Annotated in this window: 19 protein-coding genes; 8 read left to right on the top strand and 11 right to left on the bottom strand. The window is 67.9% G+C overall.

The features are described from left to right. Window positions 1–56: 56 nt before the first annotated feature. Window positions 57–905, top strand: coding sequence for a segregation and condensation protein A (locus tag RD110_RS07645; protein ID WP_076204590.1), 849 nt, complete (start codon window positions 57–59; stop codon window positions 903–905). Here RD110_RS07645 and RD110_RS07640 read toward each other — a convergent pair. From RD110_RS07640 to RD110_RS07630, 3 genes are read right to left on the bottom strand one after another with little or no spacing between them, the layout of a single operon-like run. Beyond that, the gene (locus RD110_RS07640; RefSeq protein ID WP_076198211.1) at window positions 890–1,966 is read right to left on the bottom strand and encodes a glycosyltransferase family 4 protein; all 1,077 of its coding nucleotides are present in this window, start codon (window positions 1,964–1,966) and stop codon (window positions 890–892) included. The genes RD110_RS07645 and RD110_RS07640 overlap by 16 nt on opposite strands. Beyond that, complete coding sequence (locus RD110_RS07635) at window positions 1,963–2,871, bottom strand: UDP-2,3-diacylglucosamine diphosphatase (protein ID WP_076198209.1); 909 nt, start codon at window positions 2,869–2,871, stop codon at window positions 1,963–1,965. The genes RD110_RS07640 and RD110_RS07635 overlap by 4 nt, the downstream gene beginning before the upstream one ends. Window position 2,872: 1 nt before the next feature. Then, complete coding sequence (locus tag RD110_RS07630; protein WP_076204587.1) at window positions 2,873–3,775, bottom strand: GNAT family N-acetyltransferase; 903 nt, start codon at window positions 3,773–3,775, stop codon at window positions 2,873–2,875. Window positions 3,776–3,930: 155 nt separating this feature from the next. On the opposite strand from RD110_RS07630, the gene RD110_RS07625 reads away from it, so the two are divergent. The 4 genes from RD110_RS07625 to RD110_RS07610 all read left to right on the top strand — a co-directional run bounded on the left by RD110_RS07625 (window position 3,931) and on the right by RD110_RS07610 (window position 7,359). After that, window positions 3,931–4,332: a phage holin family protein gene (locus tag RD110_RS07625; protein ID WP_076198207.1), complete on the top strand. Its 402-nt coding sequence runs from the start codon at window positions 3,931–3,933 to the stop codon at window positions 4,330–4,332. 15 nt (window positions 4,333–4,347) lie between these two features. After that, a complete protein-coding gene (locus tag RD110_RS07620; RefSeq protein ID WP_076198205.1) occupies window positions 4,348–4,602 on the top strand; it encodes a helix-turn-helix domain-containing protein in 255 nt (84 codons plus the stop codon). A gap of 37 nt (window positions 4,603–4,639) precedes the next feature. Next, window positions 4,640–5,407, top strand: a complete 768-nt coding sequence (gene xth, locus RD110_RS07615) for an exodeoxyribonuclease III (protein ID WP_076198203.1) — start codon at window positions 4,640–4,642, stop codon at window positions 5,405–5,407. A gap of 101 nt (window positions 5,408–5,508) precedes the next feature. Beyond that, complete coding sequence (locus RD110_RS07610; RefSeq protein WP_076198201.1) at window positions 5,509–7,359, top strand: gamma-glutamyltransferase family protein; 1,851 nt, start codon at window positions 5,509–5,511, stop codon at window positions 7,357–7,359. Window positions 7,360–7,380: 21 nt separating this feature from the next. Here the strand turns inward: RD110_RS07610 and RD110_RS07605 are convergent, their stop codons facing one another. Further along, window positions 7,381–7,629 carry a hypothetical protein gene (locus tag RD110_RS07605; RefSeq protein ID WP_076198199.1) on the bottom strand — a complete coding sequence of 83 codons (249 nt, stop codon included), beginning with the start codon at window positions 7,627–7,629 and terminating at the stop codon, window positions 7,381–7,383. An 11-nt stretch (window positions 7,630–7,640) separates the two neighbouring features. Beyond that, a complete protein-coding gene (locus tag RD110_RS07600; protein ID WP_076198197.1) occupies window positions 7,641–7,859 on the bottom strand; it encodes a DUF3606 domain-containing protein in 219 nt (72 codons plus the stop codon). 238 nt (window positions 7,860–8,097) lie between these two features. On the opposite strand from RD110_RS07600, the gene RD110_RS07595 reads away from it, so the two are divergent. The 3 genes from RD110_RS07595 (at window position 8,098) to RD110_RS07585 (ending at window position 11,053) form a co-directional block, all read left to right on the top strand. Next, window positions 8,098–8,913, top strand: coding sequence for a transglutaminase-like domain-containing protein (locus tag RD110_RS07595; RefSeq protein WP_076198195.1), 816 nt, complete (start codon window positions 8,098–8,100; stop codon window positions 8,911–8,913). A 209-nt stretch (window positions 8,914–9,122) separates the two neighbouring features. Beyond that, a complete protein-coding gene (locus tag RD110_RS07590) occupies window positions 9,123–9,893 on the top strand; it encodes a substrate-binding periplasmic protein (protein ID WP_076198193.1) in 771 nt (256 codons plus the stop codon). Between the two features lie 185 nt (window positions 9,894–10,078). Next, window positions 10,079–11,053, top strand: coding sequence for a magnesium and cobalt transport protein CorA (locus RD110_RS07585; protein WP_076198191.1), 975 nt, complete (start codon window positions 10,079–10,081; stop codon window positions 11,051–11,053). A gap of 9 nt (window positions 11,054–11,062) precedes the next feature. Here the strand turns inward: RD110_RS07585 and RD110_RS07580 are convergent, their stop codons facing one another. The 6 genes from RD110_RS07580 to RD110_RS07555 all read right to left on the bottom strand — a co-directional run bounded on the left by RD110_RS07580 (window position 11,063) and on the right by RD110_RS07555 (window position 17,748). Further along, the gene (locus RD110_RS07580; protein ID WP_076204584.1) at window positions 11,063–12,397 is read right to left on the bottom strand and encodes a PQQ-dependent sugar dehydrogenase; all 1,335 of its coding nucleotides are present in this window, start codon (window positions 12,395–12,397) and stop codon (window positions 11,063–11,065) included. 133 nt (window positions 12,398–12,530) lie between these two features. Continuing rightward, window positions 12,531–13,463, bottom strand: a complete 933-nt coding sequence (locus RD110_RS07575) for an alpha/beta fold hydrolase (RefSeq protein ID WP_076198189.1) — start codon at window positions 13,461–13,463, stop codon at window positions 12,531–12,533. Between the two features lie 15 nt (window positions 13,464–13,478). Continuing rightward, entirely contained in the window at window positions 13,479–14,657 is a 1,179-nt protein-coding gene (locus RD110_RS07570) for a HupE/UreJ family protein (RefSeq protein WP_157900079.1), read from the bottom strand. After that, window positions 14,654–15,808, bottom strand: coding sequence for a tetratricopeptide repeat protein (locus RD110_RS27785; RefSeq protein WP_076198185.1), 1,155 nt, complete (start codon window positions 15,806–15,808; stop codon window positions 14,654–14,656). Before RD110_RS27785 ends, RD110_RS07570 begins: the two co-directional genes overlap by 4 nt. Continuing rightward, window positions 15,808–16,080, bottom strand: coding sequence for a hypothetical protein (locus RD110_RS07560; RefSeq protein WP_157900077.1), 273 nt, complete (start codon window positions 16,078–16,080; stop codon window positions 15,808–15,810). Before RD110_RS07560 ends, RD110_RS27785 begins: the two co-directional genes overlap by 1 nt. Window positions 16,081–16,116: 36 nt before the next feature. Beyond that, window positions 16,117–17,748: a DUF4331 domain-containing protein gene (locus RD110_RS07555; protein WP_076198181.1), complete on the bottom strand. Its 1,632-nt coding sequence runs from the start codon at window positions 17,746–17,748 to the stop codon at window positions 16,117–16,119. Between the last annotated feature and the right edge of the window lie 64 nt (window positions 17,749–17,812).

Below are 17,812 nucleotides of genomic sequence, written 5' to 3'. Positions count from 1 at the left end.
CGCAGCATTTACGGACGCTGACAGCTACTGATTCGATAGCAAACTTGAACAACAACGTGGACCACGCAGCCACCCTGGCCCTGCCACCGGAGCCGGGCGGCAGCGGCACGCCCCAGGTCGTCGACCAGGTGGCCCTGGCGCGCCTGTACGGCGAGCCGCTGTTCACCATGCCGCACGACCTGTACATCCCGCCGGATGCGCTGGAAGTGTTCCTCGAGGCCTTCGAGGGCCCGCTCGATCTGCTGCTCTACCTGATCCGCAAGCAGAACTTCAACATCCTCGACATCCCGATGGCCGGCCTCACGCGCCAGTACTTGGTGTACGTGGAGGAGATCCGCACGCGCAACCTGGAGCTCGCCGCCGAGTACCTGCTCATGGCCGCGATGCTGATCGAGATCAAGTCGCGCATGCTGCTGCCGCCCAAGGCCGTGGCCGAGGGCGAGGAGCCCGAGGACCCGCGTGCCGAGCTGGTGCGCCGCCTGCTCGAATACGAGCAGATGAAACTCGCCGCGGCGCGCCTGAATGCCCTGCCGCAGTACGGCCGCGACTTCCTCAAGGCCCAGGTCTACATCGAGCAATCGCTGCAGCCGCGTTTCCCCGACGTGCACCTGGTCGACCTGCAGCAGGCCTGGGCCGACATCCTGAAGCGGGCGCGGCTCGTGCAGCACCACAAGATCAGCCGCGAGGAGCTGTCGGTGCGCGAACACATGAGCTATGTGCTCAAGCGGCTGCAGGGCCGCAAGTTCGTCGAGTTCGAGGAATTGTTCGACCCGGCCAAGGGCATGTCGGTGCTGGTGGTGACCTTCATCGCCCTGCTCGAACTCGGCAAGGAAACCCTGATCGAGATCACCCAGGCCGAAGCCTTCGCGCCGATCTACGTGCGTCTGGCCTATTCGCCGGTCTGAGCCAGGCCGAGCGGCCGGACCATCGGCTTCGCCGCGCTGCGTGCCGGCACCAGGTGGCCCACGAACAGCCGCGTCGATGCCTCCCAGCTGAAATGCAGCGCCCGCGCCCGTGCCTCGGCGCGCGGCGTGGCCAGGGCCCCGAAGAAGGCCTCGCGCAAGTCCTCGTGCAACACGCCGCCACGCGCGGCGCCATCGTGCGCACCCAGCACCTCGAACGGTCCGTCCACCGGATAGGCCGCCACCGGCGTGCCGCAGGCCATGGCCTCGGCCATCACCAGGCCGAAGGTTTCCGACGGGCTGGGGAAGACGAACACGTCGGCGCTGGCATAGACCCTGGCCAGTTCGTCGCGCGGCAGCACGCCCATCCACCGCACGCCGGGAAAACGCTCCTTGAGCGAGGCTTCCAGCGGCCCGACGCCGCAGACGATCTTCGTGCCCGGGATGTCGAGCTTGAGGAAGGCCTCGACGTTCTTCTCGTACGACACCCGGCCCACATACAGCGACACCGGCCGGGCCAGCGTGCCGGTCGAGGCGCAGCCGCGTGCCGTCTCGGCATAGGCGAAAAGCCGCGCGTCGACGCCGTGCGTCCAGCGCCGCAGATTCCGGAAGCCGCGCTGCTCCAGCATCTGCAGCACGCCGAGCGTGGGCACCATCACGCCCGACGAGGCCTTGTGGAACCGGCGAAACAGCGCATAGCCCCAGGCCAGCGGCAGCTTCAGCGCGGCCTGCAGGATTTCCGGGAACCGCGTGTGGAACGCGGTGGTGAAAGCCAGCCCGTGGCGCATGGCATAGCCGCGCGCGGCCCAGCCGAGCGGACCTTCGGTGGCGATGTGCAGCGCGTCGAATTCCAGCGCGTCCAGGCGGCGGGCCATTTCGCGGCGCGGGCGCACGGCGATGTCGATGCCGGCATAACCCGGGCACGGCCGGGTGCGGAACAGGCCGGGGTGGATCACCTCCACGCGGTGGCCGGCCAGCTCGAGTTCGCGCACCAGCTCCACCAAAGTGGTGACCACGCCGTTGACCTGCGGCTGCCAGGCGTCGGTGACGAGGGCGATCCTCATGCGGGCATCTCTTCCGGAGTGAATTCTTCCGGTGTGGATTCCAGCGGGCGGGACCCGGCCGAAGGCTGGCGGATGCGCCCGTTCCACTGCACGAGTTCGAGCCGGCCGTCGAGATGCTCGACCAGCGCCGTGCGGCTTTCCACCCAATCGCCGTCGTTGCAGTACAGCGTGCCGTCGATCTCGCGCATCTCGGCGCGGTGGATGTGGCCGCAGACCACGCCGTGGTGGCCGCGCTTGCGCGCCTCGGCGGCCACGGCCTCTTCGAAATCGGTGACGTAGTTCAACGCCTTCTTCACCTTGAGCTTGAGATAGGCCGACAGCGACCAGTACGGCAGGCCCATGCGGTTGCGCAGCCGGTTCAGGTGGCGGTTGAGCTTGAGCGTGAATTCGTAGAGGCCGTCGCCCACATAGGCGAGCCACTTGGCGCACTGGATCACCGCGTCGAAGGCGTCACCGTGCACCACCCACAGGCGACGGCCGTCGGCCGTGGTGTGCACCATCTCGTCCTGCACCTCGATGCCGCCGAAATGCAGGCCGAGGAAACCGCGCGCGAATTCGTCGTGGTTGCCGGGGATGAAGACCACGCGGCAGCCCTTGCGCGCGCGGCGCAGCAGCTTCTGCACCACGTCGTTGTGCGACTGCGGCCAATACCACTTGCGGCGCAGCTGCCAGCCGTCGATGATGTCGCCGACCAGGTACAGGGACTGGCTCGGATGGTGTTTCAGGAAGTCGAGCAGCGCCTCGGCCTGGCAGCCCGCTGTACCCAGGTGCAGGTCGGAGATGAAGATCGCGCGGTAACGCGGCGGGCCGGCGCTCTCCTCCGCTTCGATGTCCGGCCCGGTGCCGGCAGCAACGCCGTTCAACAGCTTGCTCCAGGGGGCGGTGGCATCGAAGGTGGCCTGCATGTCAACCTCCGTTCAGACCTTGTGGGCCGCGGCCGAGGAAGTGTTTGCGGTAGCGCGAAGGCATGTCGGCGATGCGCATGAGCATCGGAAGGTCGGCGGTGTTGAAGTCCGGGTCCCAGGCCGGCGCGCCGAGGATCTTCGCGCCCAGGCGCAGGTAGCCCTTGATCAGCGCCGGCGGCTCGATGTCGAGCGTGCCGTCGAGCTGGTCGACGGGCAGCGGCAGCCGCGGCAACACGTGGTGCTCGATCGGCGCGAGGTGCGTGCGCTTGAGCTGCTGCCAGATGCTGGCTGCGGCGTCTCCGCTGACCACGCCGTTGTGCAGCATCGGAATGCTGGCGCAGCCGACCATGGTGTCGAGCTGGTTGCGCACCATGAATTCAGCCAGCGCGCCCCACAGCGCCATGATCACGCCGCCCTGGCGGTAGTCGGCATGCACGCAGCTGCGGCCCAACTCCACCATGCGCGGGCGCAGCGTGCGCAGCCGGGTCAGGTCGAATTCGGTGTCGCTGTAGGTGCTGCCCACGCGCCGGGCCTGCACCGGCGTGAGCACGCGGTAGGTGCCGACCACTTCGCGCGTCGCGGCGTCGCGTACCAGCAGGTGTTCGCAATAGTCGTCGAACAGGTCCACGTCGTGGCCCGGCACGTTGGTGGACAGCCGCGCGCCCATCTCGCCAGCGAAGACCTGGTAGCGCAGGCGCTGGGCCTGGCGCATTTCGTCCTGGTGCTTGGCCCAGGCGACCTCGATGCCCTGCGGTGCATTCCGCGCAACGGATTCAGCCGCCGGCACCGGCGCCTCGACCACGGCCGCCGCGGCGACGTAAGCCCGGCGCGTGAAGGCACCACGCAGCAGGGAGGCCGGCGTGATCGGCGACAGCGGGAACGTCGGGTTGGGCAGCTCTTTCACGGTCGGCTCCTGTTGGTGCATGAAAATGTCATGCAGGGAGTCTGAAAGCGCGCGGTGACGGGGGTGTGTCGTTTCGATGGCGGTTCGATGACAGCGCCCGAAGCCCGCCGGTCGATATGATCGGTGCCACCTCATCACCCCGCCACGCATCCGCCATGTCCGCCAACCTCACCGCCTTCCTCGTCCACTGGGCCATCACCGCGCTCTCGCTGTGGATCGCCAGCCATATCTTCAGCGGGCTCAAGTTCAGCAGCACCGGCGCGCTGGTGGTGTCCGCGCTGCTGCTCGGTTTTGCCAACGCCATCGTCAAGCCGCTGCTGATCGTGCTGACCCTGCCGCTCACGCTGCTGACCTTCGGCATCTTCCTGCTGGTCATCAACGCGCTGGTGCTGCTGCTGGTCTCGGCGCTGGTACGCGGCTTCAAGCTCTCGGGCTTCTGGACGGCGTTCTTCGCCAGCATCTTCATCTCGCTCCTGAGCATTGCCATCGGCTCGCTGCTCGGCGGCGACACCCCGGCCACCACCATCCAGATGCCGCACAACGGCGTCTGGCTGTAGCCACCACGTTCGGCCATGAGCCAAGGCAAGCGGGTCTCCGCGACCCTTCCCGACGACGCGGTCCGGGCCATCCAGGCCATGGGCGCCGCGGCCCGGCAGGCCCGCCTGCAGGCCGGCGAAGGCCAGGCCGCCGCAGCCGCCCGCCTGGGCGTGCACGTCCAGACCATCGGCCGCATCGAGGCGGGAGAACCGGGCGTGGCCGTCGGCCATGTCCTGGGCATGCTCGCGCTGTACGGCATCCAGACCAACCTCCAGTCGCCCCAGGGCTGAGCACGCCCGCGACATGCACAACCCACGGTAGATCCCCATGCAACTCGCCACCTGGAACGTCAACTCCCTCGCTGTCCGCCTGCCGCAGGTGATCGACTGGCTGCTCGCCCATCCGGTGGATGTGCTGGCCCTGCAGGAAACCAAGCTCACCGACGACAAGTTTCCCCACGCGGCGCTGGCCGAGGCCGGCTACCGGGCGCAGTGGTACGGCCAGAAGACCTACAACGGCGTGGCGCTGCTCACGCGCAGCGAAGCCACCGACGTGGTGCGCAACATCCCGGGCTTCGACGACGAACTGGCGCGCGTGATCACCGCCACCGTCGACGGCGTGCGCGTCATCGGCGCGTACATGCCCAATGGCCAGGCGCCCGGCACCGACAAGTTCGACTACAAGATGCACTGGCTCAAGGCGTTGCGCGACTGGGTGCGCGAGGAGCTGGCCACGCATCCGAAGCTGGTGCTGATGGGCGACTACAACATCACCTTCGACGACGCCGACGTGTGGGACCCGGTGCTGCTCAAGGACACCATCCACTGCACGGAAGAAGAGCGCTACCACCTGCGGGCGCTGGTCGCCCTGGGGCTGGCCGATGCCCATCGGCTGTTCCCGCAGCCGGAAAAGAGCTATTCGTGGTGGGACTACCGCGACTTCGCCTTCCGCCGCAACCGCGGCCTGCGCATCGACCACATCCTCATCAGCGAGGCGCTCAAACCGTTGGCCCGGCGTTGCGTCATCGACAAGCCGACGCGCAAGAACGAACGGCCCAGCGACCATGCGCCGGTGATCGTGGAGCTCGATCTCTGAGGCGTCCGAGGTTTCCGGCGTGTTCGTAAACAAGTGAAACCCCGGTAGAGGCGGCGCGGTGCCCTGGGTAGACTGAAACTTGCCGAACAACAAGGAACCGCATGAAGCCTGCTTTCACCAGCCTCCCCCGTCTCGGCAGCCTCGCCTGCGCCGCCCTGCTGGCCGCCTGCGCCTCGCCAGGCCATCCCCCGGCCTTCAGCTACAAGACGCCGGACCAGCCCGAGGGCTCCTCCGGCTACACCGAGAAACCCGGCTGGCGCACCCATACGTATGCGGTGGCCGCGGCCAACCCGTTGGCCACCGATGCCGGTGCGCAGGTGCTCAAGGCCGGTGGCTCGGCCATCGACGCCGCCATCGCCGTGCAGATGGTTCTGGCCCTGGTGGAGCCGCAGTCCAGCGGCGTCGCCGGCGGCGCATTCCTGGTGTATTTCAACGGCAAGGACGTCGAGGCCTTCGACGGCCGCGAGACGGCACCGGCCGCGGCCGACGAAAGGCTGTTCCTCGGCGCGGACGGCAAGCCGCTGGCCTTCTATGACGCTGTAGTCGGTGGTCGCTCGGTCGGCACGCCTGGCGCGGTGCGCATGCTGGAGCTGGCCCACCGCGAGTACGGCCGCCTGCCCTGGGCGCAGTTGTTCCAGCCGGCGATCCAGTTGGCCACCAACGGCTTCAAGGTCAGCGCCCGGCTGAACACCCTGCTCGCCGGCGAGCCGCACCTGAAGAAGGATCCGGTGGCTGCCGCGTATTTCTACGACGCGAGCGGCCAGCCCTGGCCCGTGGGCCATGTGCTGAAGAATCCGGCGTTGGCCGATGTCCTGCAGCGCATCGCCACGCAGGGCTCCAAGGGCTTGCTCGAAGGCGAGGTGGCCCAGGCCATCGTCGACAAGGTGCGGCACCATCCGGCCAATCCCGGCCAACTCGCGCTGACCGACCTGTCTGGCTACCAGGCGAAGAAACGCGCCTCCCTCTGCTTCGACTACACGGCCAAGGCGGCTGCTGGCGCGAAGGATTACCGCATCTGCGGCATGCCGCCGCCCAGTTCGGGCACCATCGCCGTGGGCCAGATCCTCGGCCTGTTGAACAACACCGATGCGGCACGCCTGCCGCTGGCCGCCGGCGTGACCGGCTTTTCCGGGCCGACCCCTGGCGCGGACTGGCTGCACCTCTACACCGAGGCCTCGCGCCTGGCGTTTGCCGATCGTGGCCAGTTCGTGGCCGATCCCGATTTCGTGCAGCCCCCCGGCGGCAGTTGGTCCACACTGTTGAGCCCGGCCTACCTGGCGGAACGGGCCAGGCGCATCGACGGCTCACCCACCGGCCAGAGCATGAAGACAGCCACGCCGGGCCATCCGGGCGCGATGCAGGTGAGCTACGCACCCAGCCCCGACCAACCCGAATACGGCACGAGCCACATCAGCATCGTTGACGCCTACGGCCATGCGCTGGCGATGACCACCACCATCGAGGACCAGTTCGGTGCGCGCCAGATGGTGCGGGGCTTCCTGCTGAACAACGAACTCACCGACTTCAGCTTTGCGCCGGCCGACGCCGCCGGCCTGCCGATCGCCAACCGCGTGCAGCCCGGCAAGCGACCACGCTCGTCGATGTCGCCGACACTGGTGTTCGACAAGGCCACCGGCCAGTTGGTGATGAGTGGGGGCAGCCCCGGCGGTGCGGTGATCATCCACTACACGGCCAAGACGCTGTACGGCGTGCTCAACTGGGGCATGAACGCGCAGACTGCGATCAACCTGCCCAACTTCGGCTCGCTCAACGGGCCGACGCTGCTGGAGGAAAAACGCTTTCCGCCTTCCACCGTGGAGGCCCTGCGCGCGCGCGGCGCGGAAGTGCGCGAGCAACCCATGGTCAGCGGCCTGCAAGCCATCCAGAAGACCGCCGACGGTTATTTCGGTGGCGCCGATCCGCGCCGCGAAGGCTTGGTGCTCGGCGACTGAAGCCGCGGCGGTTTCAGAGGACTAGAAACGGCCCTGTCCGTCCCCGGTGCGGTCGTGCACCCAGCGCACCGCCTGCTGCTGGGCGTGGCGCAATGCCTCCTCGGCGCCGGCGTAAGCCTCGGCATCCTGCGGCAATGCGAGCTGCTCCAGCCCGGGCAGGCCATGACGGTACAGCACATGGGGTTCGAAGCTCTCGGGTCCGCGTTCGATCACGCTGCAGGTGAAATGGCAACCACGGTACTCGAAGGCCGTGTCGGTCGTTGCGTCCATCAGGCCGCCCCTTACGGTGCACCGGCGGCTGTGGTACCGCGGCCGGCGCTGGGCGGCATGCCGAGACTCACCCGGATCTCCTCCGCCGACACGCCCACGGATGCCACTGCCCGGCGCAAGGCGGCCTCGCTGACGCCGAGTGCGGCGGTCCAGTAGTTCACCTCGCGCGGCTCGGTGATGTTGATGTCGCCGTGGTCCGATGCAGCGGATGTTTGGTGGTGATCTGCCATGGAAACCTCCTGAAGTAGCCGCCATTTTTCCGCGCCGCTCAGTGCTGGCCTGTCGGCGGAAACAAGCACACGGTGTGGGATTGCGCCTGCCGGGTGCACACGTAGGCCGAAGCCCACACAGGTGCGTGATTGGCCTACGCGCTAATGGGAAACCCCATGGCAAGGCAGCGCCGCACGACGACCTAGGATGGCCAGGCACCAATCGTGCTTCACTCCCCATGCAACCAAGGTTTTCCCCATGCTCATCCAGATCGGCTATGACATCGAATTGAGCGTGACCGCTCCCACCGCGCTGATCTACATGCTGCAGGTGCACCCCTCCAGGGCGGCGGACCTGGTTGCGCCCGAGAACATCACCATCAGCCCGCCGCTGCAGACCGACTTCTACCAGGACGCGTTCGACAACCATTGCGCACGCGTCCATATCCCGTACGGCACCAGCACCGTGCGGCTCCAGAACCAGGCCACCATCCGCGACAGCGGCCTGCCCGATCCGGTGGACTTCTACGCCTATGAACACGCGCCCGCCGATCTGCCGGTGGAGACACTGCAGTTCCTGCTGCCCAGCCGCTATTGTGATTTTGACGGGGAACTGCTCGCATTCGCCTGGAGCCGTTTCAACGGCGTGCCGCAGGGATGGCAACGGGTTCAGGCCGTCTGCGATTTCGTGCACCAGCACATCCGCTTCGACTACCAGACCGCTCGCCCGACACGCACCGCGCTCGACGGCTTCCGCGAAGGTGTGGGCGTGTGCCGCGACTACACGCACTTGGCGATTTCGCTGTGCCGTTGCCTGAACATTCCCGCGCGCTACGTCACCGGCTACCTCGGTGATATCGGCATTCCGCCCGTGCCGTATCCGATGGACTTCAGCGCCTGGTTCGAGGTCTACCTGGGCGACCGCTGGCACACCTTTGACGCGCGCCACAACACGCCGCGCATCGGCCGCGTGGTCATCGCCCGCGGGCGCGACGCCGCCGACGTACCCATCACCATGGCGTTCGGTGCCAATTCGCTACTGCGCTTCAACGTCACCACCGACGAAGTGTTCTGAACCGCGTCTGCCCCAGCCCGGGGCACGCACACCCCGGGCGCACCAGAAGCGCTTACGGCCCGTCACATCGGTCCACTTGCCAGCCCCTGGTCACTTCACTACGATGGCACTGCCGGAATTTGAATCAACTTGTGACTTGAGTCGCCAATTGCGTTTCGCAGGTGTCTTGGATCCATCGATTCAATTCCACCATCGAAACGGAGGCGAACATGTGCAACCTGGAACCCCGCGGAACCCAGTTGCGGCCGACCACTCGCCGCACGGTGCTCGCCGCCCTCGGCATGGCGCTGTCGGCAACGTCGTTCGGCCAGGCCCCTGCGCCCGAGATCTACCTCGTCTCCGACGAATGGCACGACCTCACGCGCCGCGACGGCACCGGGCTGTATTTCGACCTGATCCGCATGGTCTACGAGCGCCGGGGCGTGAAGATCAGGATCGGCATCTTTCCCTATGCCCGCACGGTGCAGATGGTGAAGGAGAAGCAGGCCGACGCCTGGGTCGCCTCCTTCCTGCACGAGAAGGATTTCCCGCTCTATCCGAAATGGCATTTCGACCAGAACGCCCAGATGGTGGTGTTCCGCAAGACCCTTCCCGGCGGCTACAGCGGGCTCGCTTCGCTGCGCAACAAACGCGTGGGTTGGCTGCGCGACTTCGGGCTGGACCGCTACATCCTCGAGCCGATGAAGATCAACGAGGTGGACTCGATCAAGAGCGCCTTCCTGATGCTGGAGAACGACCGCTTCGACTACTTCATCGGCGCCAAGTCCGATCTGGAGGACGGCATCAAGAAGGACAAGATCGACATGGGCCGCTACGAGATGGTGTTCGCCATGAATCTCGGCCTGTACCTGGCCTTCGCCGATACCGAGCGCGGCCGGAGCTTCCGGGCGATGTGGGACAAGGAAATGGAGGGCCTGCACAAGACCGACGCCTTCAAGGCCGTCTACAAGAAGTACGGCTACGACTACCCGTTCCCTTGAGCCCGGCTGGATGTGGCATGCCCCGGGCCGGCGGCCGGGTCGGCGTCGCAACCGGGAAATCTCGGCCGTCGACTTTCAAGACGGCGCCGGGCGTGCGGCAAGGCCTGCCATGTGCCATCATGCGCGCCTCGTGACCCCGTTCGCCCCATTCACCCGTTTGCAGGCGCTCCCTTCGAAAGCGACAGATGCTCATCAATTGTGTGGTCTACCAGCAAGGCGCCAAGCTGGCCGACATCCCCGTCCAACAGATCAGTGAATACCTCGCCCGGCCCGGCACCTTCGTCTGGGTGGCGCTGCAGGACGCCACCGCCGAGGAGCTTGCCGAGATGCAGGCCCAGTTCGGCCTGCACGAACTGGCGGTGGAAGACGCCCAGCATGGCCACCAGCGACCCAAGATCGAGGAATACGGCCCGTCCATCTTTGCCGTGCTGCACCTGGTGGAGATCGACCCGGCCGATCCCGTGTCATTGCATGTGGGCGAGGTCGACGTGTTCACCGGGCGCAACTACGTGCTGTCGGTGCGCAACCGCAGCAAGGTCGGCTTCCTCGGCGTGCGCGAGCGCTGCGAACGCGAACCCGAACTCTTGACCAACGGCGCGGGCTTCGTGCTGTATGCGCTGATGGACGCGGTGGTGGACCGTTACTTTCCGATCATCGATGCCTTCGAGTCCGAACTCGAAACCATCGAGCAGCAGATCTTCACTTCCGGCGCGGCGCGCGCCAACATCGAGCGGCTGTACGAGCTCAAGCGGCGCGTGATGGTGCTCAAACACGCCGTGGCCCCGTTGCTCGAAGGCACGAGCCGACTGCATGGCGGACGCGTGCCGCAGATGTGCGCCGGCGTGCAGGACTACTTCCGCGACGTGGTGGACCATCTGGCGCGCATCAACGGCTCGATCGACACCATCCGCGACACCATCGGCACGGCCATCCAGGTGAACCTGGCCATGGTGACCATCGAGGAAGGCGAAGTCACGAAGAAACTGGCCGCCTATGCCAGCATCTTCGCGGTGTGCACGGCGTTCGCCGGCATCTGGGGCATGAACTTCGAAGCCATGCCGGAACTCAAGTGGCGCTACGGCTACCCGGTGGCCCTGCTGGTGATCGCCGTCGCCTGCGGCCTGGTCTACCGCAAGTTCAGGAAGGCAGGGTGGGTCTGAACGGCCTGCCTACTGCGCCGACACCCGCCAGATGACGTTGCCCACGTCGTCGGCCACCAGCAGGGCGCCCGTCTTGTCCAGGGCCACGCCCACCGGGCGCCCGAGGGCCTTGCCGTCGTCGCTGAGGAAACCGGTGAGCACGTCCACGGGCGCGCCGGCCGGCTTGCCGTTCTGGAACGGTACGAACACCACCTTGTAGCCGCTGTGCGGCTTGCGGTTCCATGAGCCGTGCTGCCCGATGAACATGCCCTGGGCGAACACGGCGGGCAGCGTGGTGCCGGCGGACCAGGCCAGGCCGAGAGAAGCCGTGTGCGGCCCGAGCGCGTAATCGGGCACGGTCGCCTTGGCCACCATCTCGGGCGCAGGGGGCTTCACGCGCACATCCACGTGCTGGCCGTAGTAGCTATACGGCCAACCGTAGAACGCGCCGTCGCGCACGGACGTCATGTAGTCCGGCACGAGGTCGCTGCCGATCTCGTCGCGCTCGTTGACCACGGTCCACAGCGTCGGCGCGGACCCGGCGGAAGCCGGTGTCCAGGCCATGCCGTTCGGGTTGCGCAGGCCCGAGGCGAACACGCGATGGGCGCCGGTCTGCGCGTCGACCTCCCAGACGGCGGCGCGGCCGGTTTCGGCCTCGATGCCGTTTTCGGCCACGTTGCTGTTCGAGCCCACGGTCACGTAGAGCTTGCTGCCGTCCGCGCTGGCGATCACGTTCTTCGTCCAGTGGTGGTTGATCGGGCCGGCGGGCAGGGCCACGAGCGGCGTGCCCGGCGCGCTGATCTGCGTGTCACCGGTTTTGTAGGGGAAGCCGACCACCGCGTCCGAATTCGCGACGAACAGCCTGTTGCCCACCAGCGCCATGCCGAAGGGCGAATTCAGGCCGGCCAGCAGCACGCTGCGCTGGTCTGCCACGCCGTCGCCATCGGTGTCGCGCAACAGCGTGATCCGGTTGGCGCTCGGCACACCGGCCCCGGCGCGGGCCATCACCTTCTTCATCACCCAGCCCTTGATGCCCTTGCCGTCCTCCGGCTTGGGCGGCGCATTGCTCTCGGCCACCAGCACGTCGCCGTTGGGCAGCGTCATGACCCAGCGCGGATGGTCCAGGCCGCTGGCGAAGGCCTGCACCTTGGTGCCGGCCGCCGCCTTCGGCGTGGCACCTGCCGGCCATCCCTGGGCCGGGGCGATGTTCACGGTGGGAATCAGCGTGGGGTTCGGCTCGGGGAGCGTGGGCGTGGCGCCGGTGCCGTCGAGCACCGTCAGTTTGGCGGTCTCGCCGCAGCCCGCCACCAACGACGCGGCTGCCACCGCCACCAGGCTGGTCGAAAAAATACGCTGAAAAACCATGTTTTGCTCCTGTGCCTCGCGGCTCTTGGCCGAAAAGCTTACCGGGCCGGGCACGGCCGATCCGTGCGTGGCCATGCTCGGCTTCTGTAGGAGCGCAGGCCAATTTGCCTCCGCCCCAGAAAGGGGCGTCGACTCAGGAGCCGATCGGAACGGGGAATGCGGCGGCCGGAGGGGCGAGCGCTTCCCGCAAGGCCGCATCGAACGCCGCCGCCTGCTCGAACTGCACCCAATGGCCCGCATGGTCGATGAACCGCAGGCCACGGAAACCAGGCGCCGAGGCCAGCGCCGCTTCAAGTGCCTCCAGCTTGCCTAGGTACAGCACATCTTCACGGCCGTAGATGGCGAAAACCGGACAGGTCACGACGGCCAACGCCTGCAGCAGGGCGTCGCTGTAGGCCAGGCGGCGGCCCGGCATGCGGTCGCGCACCACGTTGGCGGCGTGCAGGGCCAGCGCCAGCGGTGTGATGGAGGCCGCGTCGGCGAACATCAGAGCCTTGAGGTTCAAGCGATGCACGGCTTCGACCTCGGCGGGATCGGCCAGATGCCGCCAACCGGTCAACTGCACGGCGCGGCGCGAGGCCAGGCCCAGCCCCGGCGCACCACAGACCACCAGGCGGTGCACGCGGGCGGGATGCGCGGCTGCCAGCAGCCCGGCGGTGAGCCCCCCGAACGAAAAACCCACGAGATCGCAGGCCCGGTGGCCGGAGGCGCCAGGCGTACCGAGCAGCAGTCGCAGGCCGGCCTCGAGCGGCGCCACCAGCGCATCGGCGTCGCGCCCCTGCGCAGGTAGCGCCGAGTCGCCGAAACCCGGCAGATCGGGCACCAGGACCTGGCGGCCGGCCTGGACGAGCGGCGCGATATTGCGGACCCAATGCGTCCAGCTGCCGCTGCCGCCATGGAACAACACCACCGGTGGCAATTCGCTGGCCTCGCCCCAGATGTGCCAGACCACATGGCCATCGCCGCACGGCGTTTCGCGGCGCGTGGCCATGGCCAGCAGTTGTGGAATCAGCGCGGGTGTGTCGAGGTGCAGGGCGGCGTCGAGGGCGGCATCGGTGAACGGCATGCCTTGTTTATACCCTCAGCGCACGCGCTCCCAGAACCAGAAGGCGGCGACCAGCACCAGCAGCCACGAACCGCCACGCACCACCACGCGGCCATGCCAGGGTTGGCGCTGCACCACCTGCGACATCAACACCCAGCCGGCCACGGCGAGCAACTGGCCGCATTCGACGCCCAGGTTGAAGCCGGCCAACGCCCAGGGCAACAGGCCGGCCGGCGCGGCGGCCTCGGTCAGCAGGCTGGCGAAGCCGTAGCCGTGCACCATGCCGAACAGCAGCGCCAGCACGTCGGTGCGCACGTGCCGCACCGGAAAGATGTTGAGCAGCGCCGTGATGGCGATGGTGACGGCGATGGCCGGCTCGACCCAGGCCGGGGAAGCGGAAGTCAACCCCAGCGTCGCCAGGATCAGCGTGATCGAGTGGCCGACCGTGAACGCCGTCACGGTGCGCAGCAGCGCCCACCAGTTGGCGGCATGGCGCGCCGCCTGCAGGTCGGTTTCGCGCGGTGCACGCCGGCCCAGCGCCAGCCGCAGCGGCAACACCAGCGCCAGCAGGAACGCGAGGTGGTCGTAGCCTTCGAGCAGATGGTGCACGCCCAGGTTCAGGTAGGCCCACAGTGTGGCCGGGCCGGTGTGTGCGCCAGCGGCAACCGGGGCACCGCCCTCCGGCTTAGCGTGGCGGATCGACAGCGCGCCCGGCGCCGTGGCCGACCAGGTGGACAACAGGGCCTGCCCATCGACCATGCCGGTGACCAGCAGCCGGTGCGTGGCGTCCTGCTCGCGCAGCAGTCGGTAGCGGAAGGACGTGGCACCGCGGCAGGCCGTGTCGCTGGCGAATCGGATGTAGGTACCGTCGCTGCGCCGTTCCAGGCCGGCATAGCTCCAGGCCAGATGGCACGCCGGAGCGCCCGGTGCGGCGTCGCCTTCGATGCCGGTGCTGGCCTGCAACAGATCGTGCATGGCAGGCAGGGCCGCCTTGATCTCGCCCCAGGTGACCTGGCCGTCGGCATTGGCGTCGAGCGGCACCAGCAGGTCCAGGTCCTTGATGGCGATGGCCAGCGTGAGCTTCAGCGCCGCCGTGTCGGCCACGCCCGTGGTCTGCACGTCGAGGTAGGCGTCGCTGCCCTTGTGCGCCCAGGCCGGCGCCTGCACCAGCAGGAGCAGCAGACAGGACAACACGAGGCGAGGGAAGTGCCTCATCGCGCCACCAGCCGCTGGTCCTGCAGGCCCGTGGCCTGGATCTGCTGACGGATGCGAGCGGCGGCCTCGGTGTCGCCGGCCGCGGCGGCGACCTCCAGCGCAATCCACCAGTCGATCGGCTCGCGCTGCAAGGCCAGGTTGCGCAGCGCCAGCGGCAGCGCCCGCGCGGGCGCGTCGTCGAGCCACCATGCCAGCAGCGCACGCTCGCGGTCGTGCAGGTCGAGGTCGTCGCCACGGCGGTCGAGCGCGGCCTCGCGCGCATGGAGTTCGTCGCGCAGGGCCGCCCAGCCGGCATCGTTCAAACGGCGCAAGGCCAAGGCCTGGCGCAGCAGCACCGCGTCGGTGAGCGGCAGGCCGGCGAGCAGCTTGCGCGCTGCCGTGTTGTCACCCGTGCGCAGCAGCAGGTCGCTGAAGGCGATGGCGGTGTAGAGATCGTGTTCGGCGGCCAGGCTCTGCGTGTAGGCGATGCGTGCGGCCGCGGGCCGCCCGGCCCGCTCTTCGCTCTCGGCCAGCAGGGAGTAGATCCAACTCCGCTGCGCTTCGCCGCCGCGCATCGGCAGGCTGTCCAGCATCAGGCGAAAGGCTGCGCCAGCCATCGGCTGCCGACCCTGCAACGACAGCGTCTCCAGTTCGCAGGCGCGGGCATACAGGGCCTGGCCCGCGCGGCCCACGGCCTCGCAGGCGGCGAGGGCCTGCGCATAGCGGCCTTCGACGCGTTCGAGCGCGGCCAGGTCCAGCCAGCCCTGTGCGTGTTGCGGCGCGCGCGCAAGTGTGGCCTGCAGCACGGCACGGGCCGGGCCGAACAGGTGCCGGCCCTGCTGCACCGTGGCCTGCAGGATGGCCAGGTCGGGCGGCGCATCCGGCTTGTCCCACCAGGGGGCGAGCGCGGATAGCGCCCTGCCCCAGTAGCGCGCATCACCGGTCTGGCGCGCCACGTTGATGGCCTCGCGCGCCGCTCCTGCGGCCAGCACCGGGTCCGCCGGGCGCGCGGCTGCGGCAGACGCAACCGGCGCGGGTCTCGAGCGCGTGACCGCCGGCAGCACCTCGACCACTTCGTCGTCCCGCGCAGGCTCGGCCAGGGGCGCCGCGAGACTCGCCGTGGCCAGCATCAGCGCCAATGCCATCGCCGCGGTGAGTCTGCCCTTCATCATCAGAGGTCGGCGGGCTCGTCGGACTCGCTGGTGGCCAACTTCGCATTGCCGAGCAGCACCGGCTCGCTGGTCTCGCTGGTCGCGGCTATCAGTTGCCTGGCGAAGGCGATCACGTCCTTGATGCCTTGCTCCACGCCGACCGGCACCTCCGTGCCATCGACGAAGCCGCCGCCCGAGGCCGTGCCACCACCGCCACCGCCGCCACCACAGGCGCCGAGCGCGATGGTGGCCGCGGCCACCATCGCCGTGGTTGCCATAGAGAAATTTTTCATGTCAAAGCTCCTTGTTGGTCGGCGCCCGCGGCCGCGTCAATAAGATGCCGAACCGGAGTTCGGTGTGTTGAGGTAGGGGAACCGGGCGAGGAAGGGCACGGTCGCCTGGTCCACACCGTCGTGGATGTTGGCCGACTGCGCGCCCAGCGGCACACTGGCTGGCTTGCAGGCCGAGGTCAGGCTCGGCACGCCCGGCACGCCGTTCAATCCGAGGGCATTGCCGTCGCCATTGATCACGCACAGCCCGCCGAGCATGGCCACCAGCGCGATGTCGACCACGTCGTCCTTGGGCCGGCGGCCGTTCGGAAAGCCCGCCAGGTCCTTGGCCTGGGCCAGATTGGCCGGGCCGCCGACACGCAGCACCTCGCCGGCCACGCCGAGTCGGTTCTGGTCGGCGAACATCACCGGCGCGATGGCCGTGTTCAGCCGCAGCATTTCGGACGGTGCGACCGAGGCCGGCTTGTTGACCCCGGCGATGCCGGTGAGGAACACGGTGGCCAGGTCGGTACGCGGCAGATTGGTCGGCGCCACGGCGGAGGCATTGCCGGCCAGGGCGATACCCAGCAGCGCGGGCAGGCTCGGGTTGGTCACGTAGCTGAGGAACTGGGCGTCGTCCTGCGGCTTGGAAGCGTTGAATTTGTCCTTGTCGGGCAGGCCGATCACGAGTTCGTTCACCAGTGGCTGACCCAGGCGGGAGACCTGCACCCAGGCGCCGCCGGCCTTCTCGCTGGTCTGGTGGCCCGACGGCGGCTTGCCGTTGAGCAGCCGCGCCTGGCGCATGCTGGCCGTGGTCCAGCCGCCGATTACCGGATCGGCGCCGGCCGTCAGGCAGTCCTTCGGCACTTCGATGGCGATCGAGGTGATGTTGGCCTTCTGGATGACGTGGTTGCCGCCTTTGCCGACCGCGTCCTTGTTGGCCGGATCGAGCAGGAAGGCCGCGGGTGCATTGACCAGGTCGAACACCGTGCCGAGGTTCACGGCGAAACCTTCCTGGCGCTGGCCGACGAACACCTTGCCGATGTCCTTGCCGGCCGGGCAGCCCGGAATCTTGATGCTGTGGATGTGTTTCTGCGCGTAGGCTTCATAAGCCGCCGGATCACCCAGCGTCTTGGCGCCGATGTAGTCCACCGGCTTTTCGAACACCGTCGCGCCGCTGTCCTTGGTCACCGCCTGCGCCCCGCCCTTGCGCCGGTCGCCGCGCACCACGCTCACGGTGTAGGTTTCGTTGAGGTTCAGGTTCGGGTCGTTGACCTGGCTCACGGCGCCGGCCTGGATCAGCGGGATCGGCACGCTGGCCGAGCCGATGGGCAGCGGCACGCTGTTGAGCTTGTTGTTGAAGCGGAACTGGAAGGTCAGGTCCTCCTTGCCGTCACCGTTGTTGTCGATGTGGATCTCGTACAGGGCGTTCGGGTCGAGCTGGAAGTAGTTCGGCCCGCCGTACGGAGCCTGCAGCGGCTGGTAGTTGGCGATCATGGTCACATAGTCGGAACGGCCGCCGCTGCCGTTGCCGGCCACGCCCTCGTAGCTGCGAAACATGTAGAAATCCGTGCCGTCCACCTTCGGACTGGTGGTGATGAACGGGGCTTCGCGGTGGCTCGACGCCATTGCGGCGGCGGCGACCAGCAACAGGGAGCAACCCTGCGCGACTTTGGCAAACCTGAAGACCATGATTTCGCTCCTGTGAATACGTTGTGGGTGGTGGCGGAACGTACAAAGGCTTACGTCCCTTGAC

The organism is Rhodoferax koreense (assembly GCF_001955695.1).
GTDB lineage: Bacteria > Pseudomonadota > Gammaproteobacteria > Burkholderiales > Burkholderiaceae_C > Rhodoferax_B > Rhodoferax_B koreensis.
Note: the sequence above shows the minus strand (reverse complement) of the source record. Positions and strands in the feature narration are given on the sequence as shown.

What these genes read in the sequence shown, in the direction of transcription:
- RD110_RS07640 (WP_076198211.1), bottom strand. Translation starts at nt 1,966, where the DNA reads ATGAGGATCGCCCTCGTCACCGACGCCTGGCAGCCGCAGGTCAACGGC.
- RD110_RS07635 (WP_076198209.1), bottom strand. Translation starts at nt 2,871, where the DNA reads ATGCAGGCCACCTTCGATGCCACCGCCCCCTGGAGCAAGCTGTTGAAC.
- RD110_RS07625 (WP_076198207.1), top strand. Translation starts at nt 3,931, where the DNA reads ATGTCCGCCAACCTCACCGCCTTCCTCGTCCACTGGGCCATCACCGCG.
- RD110_RS07620 (WP_076198205.1), top strand. Translation starts at nt 4,348, where the DNA reads ATGAGCCAAGGCAAGCGGGTCTCCGCGACCCTTCCCGACGACGCGGTC.
- xth (WP_076198203.1), top strand. Translation starts at nt 4,640, where the DNA reads ATGCAACTCGCCACCTGGAACGTCAACTCCCTCGCTGTCCGCCTGCCG.
- RD110_RS07610 (WP_076198201.1), top strand. Translation starts at nt 5,509, where the DNA reads ATGAAGCCTGCTTTCACCAGCCTCCCCCGTCTCGGCAGCCTCGCCTGC.
- RD110_RS07605 (WP_076198199.1), bottom strand. Translation starts at nt 7,629, where the DNA reads ATGGACGCAACGACCGACACGGCCTTCGAGTACCGTGGTTGCCATTTC.
- RD110_RS07600 (WP_076198197.1), bottom strand. Translation starts at nt 7,859, where the DNA reads ATGGCAGATCACCACCAAACATCCGCTGCATCGGACCACGGCGACATC.
- RD110_RS07595 (WP_076198195.1), top strand. Translation starts at nt 8,098, where the DNA reads ATGCTCATCCAGATCGGCTATGACATCGAATTGAGCGTGACCGCTCCC.
- RD110_RS07590 (WP_076198193.1), top strand. Translation starts at nt 9,123, where the DNA reads ATGTGCAACCTGGAACCCCGCGGAACCCAGTTGCGGCCGACCACTCGC.
- RD110_RS07585 (WP_076198191.1), top strand. Translation starts at nt 10,079, where the DNA reads ATGCTCATCAATTGTGTGGTCTACCAGCAAGGCGCCAAGCTGGCCGAC.
- RD110_RS07580 (WP_076204584.1), bottom strand. Translation starts at nt 12,397, where the DNA reads ATGGTTTTTCAGCGTATTTTTTCGACCAGCCTGGTGGCGGTGGCAGCC.
- RD110_RS07575 (WP_076198189.1), bottom strand. Translation starts at nt 13,463, where the DNA reads ATGCCGTTCACCGATGCCGCCCTCGACGCCGCCCTGCACCTCGACACA.
- RD110_RS07570 (WP_157900079.1), bottom strand. Translation starts at nt 14,657, where the DNA reads ATGAGGCACTTCCCTCGCCTCGTGTTGTCCTGTCTGCTGCTCCTGCTG.
- RD110_RS27785 (WP_076198185.1), bottom strand. Translation starts at nt 15,808, where the DNA reads ATGATGAAGGGCAGACTCACCGCGGCGATGGCATTGGCGCTGATGCTG.
- RD110_RS07560 (WP_157900077.1), bottom strand. Translation starts at nt 16,080, where the DNA reads ATGAAAAATTTCTCTATGGCAACCACGGCGATGGTGGCCGCGGCCACC.
- RD110_RS07555 (WP_076198181.1), bottom strand. Translation starts at nt 17,748, where the DNA reads ATGGTCTTCAGGTTTGCCAAAGTCGCGCAGGGTTGCTCCCTGTTGCTG.